General features: G+C 71.0%; 14 protein-coding genes. 5 read left to right on the forward strand and 9 right to left on the reverse strand.

The window, feature by feature from the left end:
* Positions 1-280 precede the first annotated feature (280 nt).
* Genes NMN56_RS39115 through NMN56_RS39130 form a run of 4 tightly spaced genes read right to left on the reverse strand, consistent with a single transcriptional unit; the run spans position 281 to position 4387 of the window.
* Positions 281-1246 (reverse strand): NADPH:quinone oxidoreductase family protein, encoded by a 966-nt coding sequence (locus tag NMN56_RS39115; protein WP_274046293.1) that lies wholly within the window; start codon positions 1244-1246, stop codon positions 281-283.
* 27 nt (positions 1247-1273) lie between these two features.
* A complete protein-coding gene (locus NMN56_RS39120) occupies positions 1274-1897 on the reverse strand; it encodes a TetR/AcrR family transcriptional regulator (protein WP_274046292.1) in 624 nt (207 codons plus the stop codon).
* Positions 1898-1928: 31 nt separating this feature from the next.
* Positions 1929-3677, reverse strand: coding sequence for a class I adenylate-forming enzyme family protein (locus NMN56_RS39125; protein WP_430542830.1), 1749 nt, complete (start codon positions 3675-3677; stop codon positions 1929-1931).
* Positions 3611-4387 (reverse strand): SDR family oxidoreductase, encoded by a 777-nt coding sequence (locus NMN56_RS39130; protein WP_274046290.1) that lies wholly within the window; start codon positions 4385-4387, stop codon positions 3611-3613. Before NMN56_RS39130 ends, NMN56_RS39125 begins: the two co-directional genes overlap by 67 nt.
* A gap of 384 nt (positions 4388-4771) precedes the next feature.
* Here NMN56_RS39130 and NMN56_RS39135 point away from each other — a divergent pair, with 384 nt between their 5' ends.
* From NMN56_RS39135 to NMN56_RS39145, 3 genes are all read left to right on the forward strand, one after another.
* Positions 4772-5347 carry a hypothetical protein gene (locus NMN56_RS39135; RefSeq protein WP_274046289.1) on the forward strand — a complete coding sequence of 192 codons (576 nt, stop codon included), beginning with the start codon at positions 4772-4774 and terminating at the stop codon, positions 5345-5347.
* Positions 5348-5410: 63 nt separating this feature from the next.
* A complete protein-coding gene (locus NMN56_RS39140; protein WP_274046288.1) occupies positions 5411-6865 on the forward strand; it encodes an amidase in 1455 nt (484 codons plus the stop codon).
* Positions 6866-6988: 123 nt separating this feature from the next.
* Positions 6989-7453 (forward strand): MaoC family dehydratase, encoded by a 465-nt coding sequence (locus tag NMN56_RS39145; RefSeq protein WP_274046287.1) that lies wholly within the window; start codon positions 6989-6991, stop codon positions 7451-7453.
* A gap of 9 nt (positions 7454-7462) precedes the next feature.
* On the opposite strand, the gene NMN56_RS39150 is transcribed toward NMN56_RS39145, so the two are convergent.
* The 4 genes from NMN56_RS39150 to NMN56_RS39165 form a co-directional block, all read right to left on the reverse strand.
* Positions 7463-8059: a TetR/AcrR family transcriptional regulator gene (locus NMN56_RS39150; RefSeq protein WP_274046286.1), complete on the reverse strand. Its 597-nt coding sequence runs from the start codon at positions 8057-8059 to the stop codon at positions 7463-7465.
* A gap of 82 nt (positions 8060-8141) precedes the next feature.
* Entirely contained in the window at positions 8142-9227 is a 1086-nt protein-coding gene (locus tag NMN56_RS39155) for a zinc-binding dehydrogenase (protein ID WP_274046285.1), read from the reverse strand.
* A gap of 36 nt (positions 9228-9263) precedes the next feature.
* Positions 9264-10682: an aldehyde dehydrogenase family protein gene (locus tag NMN56_RS39160; RefSeq protein ID WP_274046284.1), complete on the reverse strand. Its 1419-nt coding sequence runs from the start codon at positions 10680-10682 to the stop codon at positions 9264-9266.
* 165 nt (positions 10683-10847) lie between these two features.
* Complete coding sequence (locus NMN56_RS39165; protein ID WP_274046283.1) at positions 10848-12338, reverse strand: CitMHS family transporter; 1491 nt, start codon at positions 12336-12338, stop codon at positions 10848-10850.
* A 275-nt stretch (positions 12339-12613) separates the two neighbouring features.
* Here NMN56_RS39165 and hmgA point away from each other — a divergent pair, with 275 nt between their 5' ends.
* A complete protein-coding gene (gene hmgA / locus NMN56_RS39170; protein WP_274046282.1) occupies positions 12614-13972 on the forward strand; it encodes a homogentisate 1,2-dioxygenase in 1359 nt (452 codons plus the stop codon).
* Between the two features lie 24 nt (positions 13973-13996).
* Positions 13997-14755: a GntR family transcriptional regulator gene (locus tag NMN56_RS39175; RefSeq protein ID WP_274046281.1), complete on the forward strand. Its 759-nt coding sequence runs from the start codon at positions 13997-13999 to the stop codon at positions 14753-14755.
* Positions 14756-14797: 42 nt separating this feature from the next.
* Here NMN56_RS39175 and NMN56_RS39180 read toward each other — a convergent pair whose 3' ends face one another.
* Positions 14798-15064 (reverse strand): hypothetical protein, encoded by a 267-nt coding sequence (locus NMN56_RS39180; protein WP_274046280.1) that lies wholly within the window; start codon positions 15062-15064, stop codon positions 14798-14800.
* Positions 15065-15174: the final 110 nt, after the last annotated feature.

The raw sequence follows: 15174 nt of genomic DNA on the forward strand, positions 1-15174 counted from the left end.
TGCGATAAGAAGGGTGTCCAGATCGGTGTTCACAGCGCGTCCCTCGGGTCGAGCCGGTGTTCAACACCACCGATTCTGGGCACTCTTCGCCATTCCGGACAGAGGCCAAAGCGCATCAATCATCTAGCGGGGGGCTGTTGGGGGGCAGCGCCCCTCAACGCCCGGCCGGCGAGGCCAACGGGGGCCAGGGGGCGAAGCCCCCATATCGAACGGGAAGGGGCTTCAAAGCACAGGAACAACAACAGGGGGGGCACGGGGCGAAGCCCCGGAGAAGGAAGGGTCAGGGGGCGACCGTGACGCGCCCTGTGGTCACCCCGTCAAAGACGCGCTGAACCGCATCGGCGGCAGCCGACAACGGCACCCGCTCACTCACAAGGGGCCGAACGGCCCCAGCCTCAACGAGGCGGGACAACTCCGCGTGACACGCGGAAACCGCGGACGGCTCACGCCGAGCGTAGAGCCCCCAGTGCAACCCGAGAATCGAATAATTCTTCACGAGCGCATGGTTGAGCCCAGGCGTAGGCACCGCACCACTGGCGAAGCCGACCACGACGATGCGCCCCTCAAAGGCAACGCACTTGACGGACTTCGCGTAGGCGTCCCCGCCCACGGGGTCGTAGACGACATCGGCGCCACGCCCCCCGGTGGCGTCCTTGACGACGGCGACGAGATCGTCGGCCCGCCGGTCGACGACGACATCGCACCCCAGCTCACGCGCGACCGCAACCTTCGCGGGGCCACCGACGACCCCGACCACGGTGGCCCCCGCCGCCTTGCCGAGCTGAACGGCGGCGCTGCCGACGCCCCCCGCCGCGGCGTGGACGAGCAACGTCTCGCCTTCGCGCAGAGCCGCACGCCGGTGGAGACCGAACCACCCCGTCTGGTACCCGATATGAAGCGCGGCGGCTTCCGCGTCGTCCAGGGACGGAGGCGCCGGCAGAGCCGTGGACGCGGGGACGACGGCGAGTTCCCCGAAGGCGCCGACGGGCAACACCGGCTGGCCCAGGACGCGTTCACCCGCGCGCGGGCCGTTCACGACCTCGCCGCACAGTTCGACGCCAGGCGTGAAGGGCAGCGGCGGGCGTATCTGGTACTCGCCGCGGCACAGCATCGCGTCCGGGTAGTTGACGTTGGCGGCCAGCACCCTCACCAGGAGCTGTTCCGGGGTCGGTTCGGGTTCTGCCACCTCCTCCAGCCGCATCACGTCGCGGGGTTCGCCGTTGCTGTGGACGCGCCATGCCTTCACGGATGGTCCCTTCGTGTGTGTGCCGTGCTACGGGCGCAGCGCGCGCAGGAGGAGGTCGGCGAGGTGTTCGGCGACCTGTTGCGGGGTGAGGTGCCCGCCGGCGCTGTACCAGCTGCTGAGGTGGTGTACGGAGCCGAAGTGGTAGTCGACGACCAGGTCGGCCGGGGTGGCGTCGCTGAAGACGCCGCTGTGCTGCCCCTCTTCGACGAGCGCGCGGAACCTTTCGTGGTAGCGGCGGCGCTCGGCGCGCACCTGCTTCTGCTTCTCGGGTGAGAGCTGGTGCATGGAGCGGAAGAAAATCATGGCGTCGTCGAGGTTGTCGATGGTGGTGACGACCACATCGGCGGCGACGTCGCGCAGCCGCTGCTCGACGGGGGCCTCGCTGCCCGCGAGGAGGTCGAGCCGTTCCTGCTGGAGCCGCAGGAGACGGCCGTAGATCTCGTGGAGGAGGTCGTCCTTGGAGCCGAAGTAGTGGTAGAGGGCGCCCTTGGTGACGCCTGCGGCCTCGACTATCTCCTGTACGGACGTACGGTCGTAGCCCTGCTCGGCGAAGAGACGGGTGGCGGCGGCCATGAGCCGCTGGGGCACGGGCTCGGGGGCCTCGGTCCCCGTTCCGCCGTGGCCGGTTCGTACTGTGCCGGCCCTGGTCATGGCCGTCACCTGCCTCTCGCTTTTCGTTCGTTCAGGCGCTTCCCGTACGGGAACGCAGCTCCCGCCGCAGGATCTTCCCACTGGCGGTCTTGGGGAGTTCGGGGAGTACCTCGACCTCGCGCGGATACTTGTAGGCGGCGAGCCGCTCCCTGCAGTAGGCGCTCAGTTCGCCCGGGTCGGTCAGCGCGCCTTCGCGGAGGCTGACGTACGCCTTGACGGTCTCGCCCCGGTAGTCGTGCGGGACGCCGACGACGGCGGCCTCGCGTACGGCGGGGTGTGCGTAGAGGACGTCCTCGACCTCGCGCGGCCAGACCTTGAACCCCGAGGCGTTGATCATGTCCTTCTTGCGGTCGACGACGTAGAGCCAGCCGTCCTCGTCCATGAACCCGATGTCCCCGGTGCGCAGTTCACCGCCGGGCATGCCGGCCGCCGTCTCCTCGGGGCGCCGCCAGTACCCGGGCACGACCTGGGGGCCTCGTACGGCGATCTCACCGTGCTGCCCGAAAGGAACGGGTTCGCCCGCTTCATCCAGGATGCGGACGACGGTGTCGGGGCCGGGGACGCCGACGGCCAGGGTGCCGGAGTCGGGGTCGACGGGCGCCTCCCTGCCGGGCGGTACCGAGGCGCAGGGCGCGCTGCACTCGGTGAGGCCGTAGCCGTTGCCGATGTAGGGGCCGAAGGCCGCGCGGAACCGTTCGACGAGCGCGGGCGGCAGCGGTGCGCCGCCGGAGGAGAGGTGGGTGAAGGAGGCGAAGTGCTCACGGGAGGCGGCCGGGTGTGCCGCGAGGGCCATGAAGGCGGTGGACGGGCCGACGGTGAAGGCCGGCCGGTGTTCCAGGAACGCGTCCAGGACGACTCCGGCCTCGAAGCGGTAGGTGAGCGCGAGCGTGCCCCTGTTGAGGACGCAGCCGGCGAGTTGGGCGACCATGCCGGTGATGTGGAAGAGCGGCGCGAGCGCGTAGACGCAGGCGCCCTCGGGAGTCGCACCGCTGCGGCGCTGCCGCTCGGCGTTGAACGCGAGGTTGGCGTGGGTGTTCATGGCGCCCTTGGGCGCCCCGCTGGTGCCGGAGGTGTAGCTGATGAGCGCGGTGTCGGCCCCGGTCAGCTCGCGGCCGGCGGGCGGCCCCGCGCCGTTCAGCGCGACGGCGAGCAGGTCCTCGGCTCCCTCGCCAGGCGGGGTGCGGGCGAAGTCGAGCACGCGCTGGTCGTTCCGCGTCTGGAGGTCGAGTTCGCAGGCGGTCAGGACCGTGTGGACGGAGCTGCCCTCGGCCGTGGCGCGCAGATACGCCTCCCAGGCGCGGTCCGAGCAGACCAGCGCGGACACCTGTGCGTCCTGGAGGACGTGAGCGACCTCACGGTCCTTGTACATCGGGTTGACCGGCACGACGACGGCGCCCGCCTTCCAGGCGCCGAGCAGCGCGAGCACGAAGTGCGGGGTGTTCTGCAGCATCAGCGCGAGACGGTCACCGCGCTCCAGGCCGCGTGCGGCGAGGTGGGCCGCGATGCCGTCGGAGAGCGTGTCGGCCTCGGCGTAGGTCAGGCGCCCGTCGAAGTAGGCGAGTGCCACACGGTCGGGGACCGTGCGGGCCGCCTCACGGAAGGCGTGCGTCACCGTCGGGGGCGGAGTGACAGGGGCGCGCTGCTGGGGGGTGAGCTGGGCGAGCCAGGGCTTGTCCTCGTAGCGGGCCGGCCGCGCGGGCCGTGTGTGCTGGGTCACGCTCCCGCCTCCTTCAACCGCTCCTCGTAGGCGCGCTGGACGCGGTTCATGCCGCCCAGCCATTTGTCCGTGTCGGCGGCGCGAGCCGCGTAGTAGCGGGCCGTGTCCGGGTGGGGCAGGACGAGGAAGCGGCGTTCGGCGAAGGCGTCGAAGAGCGCGTCGGCCACCGCTGCCGGCTCGACGGCGCCCGGCTTGAGCACGAGGTCGCCCGCGATACCCGTGCTGTCGAGCATGTCCGTGCGCACGCCCTCGGGGCAGATGGCGTGCACGTCGATGCCCTGGTGGCGATGGGTGACGGCCAGCCATTCGGCGAAGGCGAGCGCCGCGTGCTTGGTGACGCTGTAGGGGGCCGAGCCGACCATGGTGAGCAGCCCGGCGGCCGAGACGGTGGAGACGAAACGCCCGCTGCCCCGTTCGACCCAGCCGGGTATCAACTCGCGCGCCGCCCTGACGTGCGCCATGACGTTGGTGTCCCACGCGGCGTCCCAGGCGCTGTCCGGCGACTCGGGGCCGCCTTCGGTGGCGAGCCCCGCGTTGGCGCAGAAGGTGTCGACGGTGCCGCCGAGCGCTTCCCGCGCGGGGCCGACGACGGTGCCGGCATCGCCGGGTACGGAGATGCCGCCGATCTCCTCCGCCACGGCGGCTGCCCGTTCCGGGTCGCGGTCGTTGACCGCGACCCGCGCGCCCTCGGCGGCGAATCTCCGGGCGAGCGCGGCGCCGATGCCGCCGCCGGCCCCGGTGACGACGACGGCGCTGTCGCGCAGTGAGTTCATCCGCTGCCCTCCGGTCCTCTTCGGTCCTCTTCACGGTGTCCCGTGCACGGGCAGACTAACCAGTCGGTATGTCGCCACGGAAGGGGCGGGCCGCCCTGCGGGAGAGGGCACGGGAACGGCGACGGGCGAGGGCTCGTTCCCCTGATGTACGCGGCGCGCGAGAGCGGGTCCGCGTGACAGGCGGGCATTCCGGAAGTGGCTGCGTTCTGTGGGGCGAGCAATTGCCCCGTTCAGGAATAGAGGGCCATATGCGGGGTATTCCGCCACGCCATAGCAAGGTGCGCGCACCCCGCGCGAAGAGGTTTCACCGGATAGGGATCCAAAGCGAGGGGTTGTACGTCACATCCCCGACGACTCGGGTCCTCTCCGCCGGAGGTGGGATGATTGGCCGGTTTCAGAGCTCTCGCTGAACAAGTCCGCGATCCAGAGAGAGAGCCGTCCCAGCGTCGGCAGGCTCTCCGCAAATGCCTGGAACGGTTCGCGCCGTACGGGCACCGCGCCACCTGGCAGCACCTGTGCGGCAACGCGGGCTTCCACCCCGATGACCGCGAACCGGACCCCGCGCTGCTCGTCGCCGCGCTGGAGGAGCTGGAAGAGGCGCGTGACGTCTGGCTCGCCTACGAGTCCGAGGTCGCCGCACGGCGCAGACGGGAGAAGCGCGAGGGGATCAGACAGCCCACGGCCCTCGACGAGTGGCACAGGCTGACCTGGGGCGGCAGGTCGCTGATGCGGTGCGACCCCGCGCAGCCGCCGACCCCCAGGCTCGCCGAGGTGCTGCGCCGCATGATCAATGTGATGGACTCCCACGAGGGTCACCCGGCACGCAGGGAGAGGCGTGCCGACGGCCACCGCGACTCCCGGGCAGACGGGCACCGCGAGGGCCGTGAAGGCCGCAAGGAGCACCGCCAGAGCGGAGGTTCGCGTCTGAACCGTGGAACCGTGGTGCCCTCCCAGGGCTGATGCGAGGATGCGCCGTACGACCAGTCGACGGCCCGGCAGGGCTCGAAGGAATGGACGGCGGCGATGGACAACACCCGACTGCACGACCTCACGGCGACCGAGCAGGCGGCAGCGGTACGGGCGGGCACCGTCTCGCCCGTCGAGCTGACGGACCACTATCTGGACCGGATGGAACAGCTCGATGCCGCTGTGGGCGCCTTCATCACCACGACGCCCGAACTCGCCCGCGAGCAGGCCGCCGCAGCGGAGGACGAGGCGTTCGCGGCACGCCGCGAAGGGCGCGAACTGCCGCCGCTGCACGGCGTTCCCGTGCCGGTCAAGGACCTCAACAACGTCGCGCGCGTACGGACAACCATGGGTTCGGCCGCGCTGACGGATTACGTTCCCGATGTCGACGACCACGTCGCGGCCAGACTGCGCGCGGGCGGCAGTCCGATGCCGGGCAAGACCAACACCCCCGAATTCGGCATCCCCTGCTACACCGAGAACCGTGTGGCGCCGCCCGCGCGCACCCCCTGGGACCTGACCCGCTCGGCCGGCGGCTCCAGCGGTGGCGCCGCCACGGCCGTGGCCTCGGGGCTCGCGCCGGTCGCGCACGCCAGCGACGGCGGCGGCTCGATCCGTATCCCCGCCTCGGCCTGCGGCCTGTACGGCATCAAACCCAGCCGGGGCAGGGTGAGTTCGGGCCCCGCGCTGCACGATGTGACGGGCCTCGCCACCTCCGGCCCGCTGGCCCGTACGGTGCTGGACGCGGCGACGCTGCTGGACGTGCTGGCAGGACCGATGCCCGGTGACCCGTACGGCGCTCCCGGGCTCGCGCCCGGCGACACCTTCGCGGCGCACGCCGACCCCTCGCGCGCCCCGTCAGGGCTGCGGGTCGCGGTGCTCACACAGCCACCGCTCCCGGACGCCGTGGTGCATCCCGAGTGTCTGGCGGCCGTGGAGGGCACCGCGAAGCTGCTGCGGGAGCTGGGGCACGAGGTGGACGAACTCGCCCTTCCCGCGGACGAGTCGATGGCGGTCAGCTTCACAAAGGTGTGGTCCGTGATGGCGACGATGCGGCCGGTTCCCGAGGGCCGCGAGGAGCTGCTGATGCCCCTGACGCGCCACATGCGCGAGCGGGGCGCCCATGTGCCGGGCCACGAGTTCGCGAAGGCGCTGTACACGTTCCGCACCCTGGGCCAGCTCATCGCCGACGCGCTGATGACGCCCGGTACGGGGTACGACGTGATCCTCTCCCCCACGGTCACCCAGCCGCCTGTGCCGGTGGGCGGGCTGCGCGACGACGCGGACCCGGCGGCCGAGTTCGCCGCCGTGGGCCGCTACACGCCCTTCACTCCGATGTTCAACGCCACGGGCCAGCCCGCCGTCTCGCTGCCATTGCACTGGACGCCCGAAGGGCTGCCCATCGGCGTGATGCTCGGCGGGCGGTACGGCGAGGACGCGCTGCTCGTCTCCCTGTCGGCCCAGTTGGAGGCCGCACAGCCGTGGCACGCGCGCAGGCCGCCGGTCTGGTGAGGGCCGGAGGGCCAGAGGGCCGGAGGGCCAGGGGCCGAGGCTGGCGCGGGGCCTGAGCTGCTGGCATGCTGAGGCGCTGAGCAATCGCTTATTCGGTACGGATGTGTGTGGGAGGTAGTACGCATGGCGGAGCCCCGGGTCTTCACCTCGGCCGGTGAACTGCGGGAGGCGGTCGGCCAGGAGCTGGGCAGCAGCGACTGGCTGGAGGTCGACCAGAAGCGGATCGACCGGTTCGCCGATGCCACCGGTGACCACCAGTGGATCCACGTCGATCCGGAGAAGGCCGCTGCCGGCCCCTTCGGCACCACCATCGCGCACGGCTATCTGACGCTCTCCCTGCTGCCCTCGCTCGTCCCGCAGATCATGCGCGTCGAAGGCATGCGGATGGGCGTCAACTACGGCGTGAACAAGGTGCGTTTCCCCTCCACCGTCCCGGTGGGCTCCCGGCTGCGCGCACGGGCCACGCTGACCGACGTCAGCGACGCTTCGGACGGCGGCGTACAGGTCGCGGCGCAGGTGACCGTCGAACGCGAGGGCGCGGCCAAGCCGGTGTGCGTCGCCGAGAGCCTGAGCCGCTACTACTGGTGAGCGTCGCGGCTACGGGTGGCCGCCGTTGCCGACCATCCGCAGGACGAGATCGGCGTACAGCGAGCCGATCTCGTCCGGGGTCTTACGCCCTTCGGGGCTGAACCAGCGGGCCACGTCGATGCAGAGCGACATCACGGCCAGCGTCGTGCCCCGGATGTCCTCGATGTGGAACTCCCCCGAGGCGACGCCGTCTTCGAGCACCCCGCGCAGGATCTCCTCGCTGCGGCGGCGCAGGCTCACGATCCGCGCGTAGTGCTCCTCGCCCAGCGCGGCCAGCTCGTACTGCACCACGCGGGCCGTGGTGTGGTGTTCGGCGTGCCAGCGCACGAAAGCACGTACCGCGCGGTCGAGCCGTTCGGCGTGCCTGACCCCGCTCCCGGTGGCCTCGGTGCTCTCTTCCAGGATGCGCACCGAGCGCTCGTGCCCGACCTGGCTGATCTGGAAGAGCAGTTCTTCCTTCGTCTTGTAGTGGATGTACAGCGCCGCGGGACTCATGCCGGCGCGGCCCGCGATGTCGCGGGTGGTCGTCGCGTGGAACCCGCGCTCCGCGAACGCCTCCACGGCTCCCGCCTGAAGGCGCAGCGCCGCGTCACTCCCAACCGTCATGCCGCCACCCTACCCTGCGGGTGAGCGCCCGCTTAGGCACCGTGTGTGCTGCTGCTCTCTCCCCGGGGCTCTCGGGGCCCGCTCAGAACACCACCAGCGCACGGCCGCCCCGCCCGGCCCGCATCGCCTCGAACGCGTCGGACACCCCGTCCAGCGTGATCCGGTCGGTCACCAGCGCGCGCAGGTCGAGGCGGCCTGCCCTGACGTGTTCGGCGAGCAGCGGCACGTCGCGGGCCGGGTCGGAGTCCCCGTAGACGCATCCGCGCAGGGTACGGGCGAAGTGGAAGACCTCTAGCGCCGAGAACGAGACCCGCTCGTCCTTGCCCCCGATCCCGACCACGGTCACGCGCCCGCCCCGCCGGGTGGAGTCCCACGCGGCGCGGATGGTGGCGGCCCTGCCCACGCACTCGACGGCGACATCGGCGCCGTGCCCGCCCTCGGTCAGCGCCCGTACGGACTTGGCCGTTGTCTCCGAAGCGAGGACGTAGTCGGTCGCGCCCGCCGCACGCGCCAGTTCCTCCTTCTCCGGTGAGACGTCGACGGCGATGATCTGCCCGGCGCCCGCGAGCCGCGCGGACTGGAGCGTGGCCAGTCCTACGCCGCCCACGCCATGGACCACGACGGACTCGCCCGCGCGCACCCGGGCGCTGTGGTGCACGGCGCCGTAACCGGTCAGTACGGCGCAGCCGAGGAGCGCGGCGTCCTCCAGCGGGACGCCGTCGGGCACCGGGAGCACGGCGCGCTGCGGCACGATCGTCTCCTCGGCGAACGCCGCGACGCTGAGCCCCGGGTAGAGCCCGTCGCCGCTGCGTGTGCTGGCGTACGGGGTCGTCGTGGCCTCGTTGGCGCGTGCGCACAGCCACGGCTCGGACAGGCGCGCGCAGAAGTGGCATTCGCCGCACGAGGGCGCCCAGTTGAGGACCACGCGGTCACCGGGCGCCACGGCCGTGACCCCCTCCCCCACCCCGACGACCGTTCCGGCTCCCTCGTGCCCGAGCACGGCGGGTACGGGCTGGCGCAGGGTGCCGTTGGAGAGGGACAGGTCGGAGTGGCACACCCCGGCGGCGGCGAGCCGCACCCGCACCTGCCCAGGCCCCGGTTCGGGCAGCACTATCGAGGTGACGTCGAGCGGTGCCGAGACGGCGGGCAGTACGGCGGCGCGGACCATGCGGGGCTCCAGGGGGAAGGAGGGGCGGTAACGGGGCTAGAACTGGAGGGACTTGGTCTGGAGATACTCCTCCAGACCGTGGGCGCCCAGTTCGCGCCCGACCCCCGACTGCTTGTAGCCGCCGAACGGTGCGAGGGGATTGAAGCGTCCGCCGTTGATGTCGACCTGTCCGGTCTCCATGCGGCGCGCAAAGGCGACGGCGTCCTCCTCGTTCTCCGCCCAGACGGCGCCTGCGAGGCCGTAAACGGTGCCGTTGGCGATCCGGAGCGCGTCCTCGGTGTCCTCGTACCTGAGGAGGGACAGGACCGGGCCGAAGATCTCCTCCTGCGCCACGGTCATCTCCGGGGTGACGTCCGCGAGGACGGTGGGCCGTACGTAGTGGCCGCGCTCCTGGCCCTCGGGGGGCTCGGCGCCGCCGGTGACGAGGCGCGCGCCCTCCTCCTGGCCGCGCGTGATGTACCCGGTGACGCGCTCGCGCTGCTTGGCGTTGACGACGGGCCCTACGCGGGTGCCCTCGTCGAGGGGGTCCCCCGTGACGTACTTGGCGGCTGCCTCGGCCGCGAGCCGTACGGCCTCGTCGTAGCGCTCGGAGTCGACGAGCATGCGGGTCCAGGCGCTGCATGTCTGGCCCGAGTTGGACATGACGTTGGCGACGCCGACCTTGACCGCCTTGGCCAGATCGGCGCCGGGCAGGATGACGTTGGCCGACTTGCCGCCGAGTTCGAGCGCGACGCGCTTGACGCCGCCGGCGGCGACGGCGCCGATACGGCGGCCCACGGCGGTGGACCCCGTGAAGGAGAGCAGGTCGATGCCCTCGTGCTCGGCCAGCGCCTGCCCCGCTACGGGGCCCAGCCCGGTGACCAGGTTGAACACCCCGGCGGGCACGCCCGCCTCGTGCACGGCCTCGGCGAAGAGCTGGGCCACCAGCGGGGTGTCCTCGGCGGGCTTGAGGACCATGGTGCAGCCGGCGGCGAGCGCGGGGGCCGCCTTGGCGACGATCTGGTGGAGCGGGTAGTTCCAGGGCGTGATGGCGCCAACGACGCCGACGGGCTCACGCAGGACGCGGGAGTTGCCCGTCTCCTCCTCGAAGGCGTAGGTGCCCGCCAGTTCCGCGTAGCTGCCGCACACCGCGATCGGCACGGCGGCGTGCACCTTCTGGGACAGCGTGAGCGGGGAGCCCAGTTCGGAGGTGACGGTGGCGGCGATCTCCTCGCGCCTGTCCACCAGGATGTCGCGGAGCGCCCCGAGCCTGGCAGCGCGTTCGGCCGGCGAAGTGGCGGCCCAGCCCGGGAGCGCGGCACGCGCCGCGCGTACGGCGGCATCCACGTCCTCGGGTCCGCCGGCGGGCACCGTGGCCAGGAGCGTGCCGTCCGCCGGGTTGGTGACCTCGATCGTCTCCGTGCCTGCCGCAGCGCGCCAGGCGCCGCCGATGTACATGCCGTCGTGTGCCTTCATAGGGCAAAACTACTGGTGGGTCACCACGGTGTCAGCCCGGTGTCACAGGACCGGTGGATGTCACCCCCCTCTCCGCACACCCCGCACGGAATGCCGAACTCCCCTCAGCCGCACGCCTCTCCGCGGAACGCCCCCTCAGCCGCACGCCCATCAGCCGCACGCTCCTCAAAGAATGCCGAACAGCAGCCCGGAGGCGAGGACCACGAGCGAGGTGAGCGTGGCCCACTTGACCGTGAACCGGGTGTGGTCGCCGAACTCGACCTTGGCCATGCCGATGAGCACGTAGACCGCGGGGACCAGCGGGCTGGACATGTGCAGCGCCTGCCCGGCGAGGGAGGCACGGGCGATCTCGACGGCGCTGACGCCGTGCGCGCCACCCGCCTCGGCGAGGATCGGTACGAGGCCGAAGTAGAAGCCGTCGTTCGACATGAAGTACGTGAACGGGATGCTGAGTACCGCGGTCACAACGGCCATGTATGGGCCGAGCCCGTCGGGGAGGGCGCTCACCAGCGTGCGTGCCATGTCCTCGACCATGCCGGTGCCGGTGAGTACGCCGGTGAAGACGGCGGCGGCGAAGACCATCCCGGAGACGTTCAGCACGTTGTCTGCGTGAGCCGCGATCCTGGCCTTCTGGTCCTTCATGTGCGGGAAGTTGACGGTGAGCGCGATGGCGGCGCCGAGCAGGAAGAGCACCGGGATCGGCAGGAGCTGCGTGATCAGCGTGACCAGCAAGGCCACGGTCAGCGCGGCGTTGAACCAGAACAGCTTGGGGCGCAGGGTCGCCCGGTGCGGGTCGAGCCCGAGCGGCTCGTCGGCCTGACCCCCGGCGCCGGGCTCGTCCGCCCCGGCAGCGCCCGCTTCCGTGCCGCCCCCCGCACACTCTCCCGCGCCACCCGCCGCCTTGGCACCGCGCGCGCCACCGGAGCCACCGGAATCGGCTCCAGAGCCGGCACCGGCACCCGCAGCACCCGCACCCGCACCCGCACCCGCACCCGCACCCGCGAGCACGGTCTCCCTCTCGTTCTCCTCCCCCAGCGACAGCCTGCCCAGCCGCTTGCGCTCGCGCAGGCCCAGCACCCAGGCCAGGAGGAAGACGCAGGCGAGCCCGCAGGCCAGCGCCGGGATCATCGGCACGAAGACATCGGTCGGATCGAGCTTGAGAGCGGTCGCCACGCGTGCGGTGGGGCCGCCCCAGGGCACGGTGTTCATGACGCCGTTCGCCGTCGCCGCGATCCCCGTCATCACCAGCACGCTCATCTTCAGCCTGCGGTAGAGCGGAAGCATCGCGGAGACCGTGATCATGAATGTGGTGGAGCCGTCGCCGTCCAGCGAGACCACGGCAGCGAGCAGGGCCGTGCCGACCACCACACGCATCGGGTCCGCCTTGCAGAACCGCAGGATGCCCCGGACGATCGGGTCGAAGAGGCCCACGTCGATCATGACGCCGAAGTAGACGATGGCGAACATCAGCATCGCGGCCGTCGGCGCGAGGTCCCCGATCCCCTTGAGCACGTAGTCACCAAGGCTGGTTGCCTGCCCCGCCAGTACGCAGAAGAGCGCGGGAATCAGTACGAGCGCCGCCAGCGGCGACATCCGCTTCGTCATGATCAGCGTCAGAAATGTCGCGATCATCAGGAAGCCGAGAAGGGTGAGCATGGGGTTCCAACCTCTGCGTTCGCCGTTGAACTCCGCCCTTCGCGTGCGGCGGTCCGGATGACCGTAGGTGTGCGGCGAAGCCCACCACAAGACGTTCAGCCGTGAACAATATGAGCAAAACTCCAGCTCAGAGGCGTAGTACGGGCGCGCAGCCGCGAGGCCGCCGCCCGCTCACCGACGTTGCGGTGACGCCTTCGCTCCGGTTCTTCATTGACGGGCACCCACACAATTCCTATGGTCCTGCACAGGAATCCTTTACGCGGCGGGAGTTGGCGATGGGCCAGGGCACGGACCGTACGACCGATCGGGCACGCGAGCAGGCACGCGAGTCGGCCGGGACACTCAGCTACCTGACCGGGTTCGGCAACGAGCACAGCAGCGAGGCGGTGCCGGGCGCGCTTCCGCTGGGCCGCAACTCACCCCAGCGCGCGCCGTTCGGCCTGTACGCCGAGCAGTTGAGCGGCAGCGCCTTCACCGAGCCCCGCGCGTACAACCGGCGCTCATGGCTCTACCGCATCCGCCCCTCGGCCGCGCACCCCCGCTTCGTCCGTACGGACAACGGGGCGCTGGCCAGCGCCCCCTTCACGGAGAGCGAGCCCGACCCCAACAGGCTGCGCTGGGGCCCCTGCCCCGAGCCGGCCGAGGGCACGGACTTCCTCGCCGGCCTGTGGACTCTCGGCGGCAACGGGGACGCCACGCAGCGCGCCGGCATGGCCGTGCACCTGTACGCGGCCAACTCCTCCATGACCGACCGGGTCTTCAGCGACGCGGACGGCGAACTGCTGATCGTCCCCGAGCACGGCGGGCTGCTGCTGCGCACGGAGTTCGGGCTGCTGCGCGCCGAGCCTGGACATGTCGCGCTGATCCCGCGCGGGGTCCGCTTCCGCGTCGAGCTGCTCGACGCGAGCGCGAGCGGGTACGTCTGCGAGAACTACGGCCGCCCCTTCGCCCTCCCCGACCTGGGCCCCATCGGCGCCAACGGCCTCGCCAACGCACGGGACTTCCTCGCCCCCGTCGCCGCGTACGAGGAGGAGGAGCGGCCGGTCGAGGTCGTCAACAAGTTCTGCGGCAACCTCTGGAAGGCCGTCTACGACCACTCGCCCCTGGACGTGGTCGCCTGGCACGGCAGCCATCTGCCGTACGTCTACGACCTGCGGCGCTTCAACGTGCTCGGCAGCATCAGCTACGACCACCCCGACCCGTCCCTGTTCACCGTCCTCACCTCGCCCTCCGACACCCCGGGGCTGGCCGGCGTCGACTTCGTCGTCTTCGCTCCCCGCTGGCTCGTCGGCGAGGACACCTTCAGACCGCCGTACTTCCACCGCAACGTCATGAGCGAGTACATGGGCCTCATCGAGGGCGCCTACGACGCGAAGACAGGCGGCGAGGGCGGCTTCGTCCCCGGCGGCGGCTCGCTGCACAACATGATGTCCGCGCACGGCCCCGACCGGGAGACGTTCGAGCGTGCCTCGGCGGCCGAGTTGGGCCCGCAGAAGATCGACGACGGGCTGGCCTTCATGTTCGAGACACGGTGGCCGGTGACCGTGACCTCGCAGGCGCTGCGGGCCGACCACCTCCAGACCGACTACGACGGCGTATGGCAGGGTCTTCAGCGGCACTTCTCCGCCCCGTGACCCTGTCTCCGAAGCTGAGGACCCATGACCTCCTTCACCCCGGATTCGGTTGAGCTGAACAGAAAGCTTCCGCTCTGGTACCAGGTCTCGCAGTCCCTCCGCGCCTCCATACTCGGCCGTCCCCCGGAAGCCCCCGACCGGCTCCCCCCGGAGGACAAGCTCGCCGCGCACTACGGCGTGAGCGTCCTGACCATGCGCCAGGCACTCAAGGAGCTGGAGAACGAGGGCCTGATCACCCGGCACAGAAGGCGCGGCACCTTCATCGAACCCGCCGCCCGCAAGGCGCGTCCCGTGCGCCTGCTGGGTTCCGTCGACACGATCGTCGCGCAGCAGTCGGGCGAGCCGACGACGCTGCTGGGACACGGGGTGGAGAAGGTCCCCGCCGAGCTGGCCGAATACTTCCCCGGGGAGCCGGAGGCGATGGCGTACAGGAGGCTGCGCCGGGACAGGGAGAGCGGCGAGCCGACCAACTGGGCGGTGAACCTGATCCGTTCGGACGTGGCAGCGCGCATCGACCCGGATGATCTGCGCAGGGGCTGGCCGATGACGAAGGTGCTACGGGACGGGGTGGGGGTCCGGATCAGCAGGATCACGGACACGGTCGAGGCGCGGCTCGCTGAGCCGGAAACGGCACGGCTGCTGGAGGTACCGCTGCTGAGCCCGATCCTCTACTACACGGGAGTGACCTACGACGGGGAGGGAAAGCCGGTGGATGTCGTACGCATCCACTACCGGGGCGACCGCTTCTCGTTCTCCGTCACGCTTGAAAACGTGACGGACTGAGTCCGGCCGCCGGAACAGTCCCCCACAGTCCGGCGGCCTGGCTCAGCCTCGCCCGCCGAACAGCGTGCGGCGCAGCTTGCGCAGCGGCGCGAACAGCGAGACCCGCGCTCCGCGGTTCTTCGTCCGGCTCCCTGCGGCGTCGCGCTGTGTGATCTCTCGCATCAGCGTCGTCGCCTCTTCCGTCTCGACATGCGGGACGGCGGGGCCGGCGAGCACGGAGAGATGCCTGTCGAGACGCGAACTCGTCGCGCTCGTACCGCATTTGATCGCAGGCACTCGCGCCCTGCTGCTCATAGTTATCTGTTCCATGTCACTCCCCACCCGTACGAGGGCACCCGGCCCGGGCAGAGTAACCCTATCTCCCGACTACGACACGCGTGTATCCCGGTCACGGGATTCACCTGCCCCACAGGCCGGTT

The organism is Streptomyces iconiensis (assembly GCF_028657195.3).
Lineage (GTDB): Bacteria > Actinomycetota > Actinomycetes > Streptomycetales > Streptomycetaceae > Streptomyces > Streptomyces iconiensis.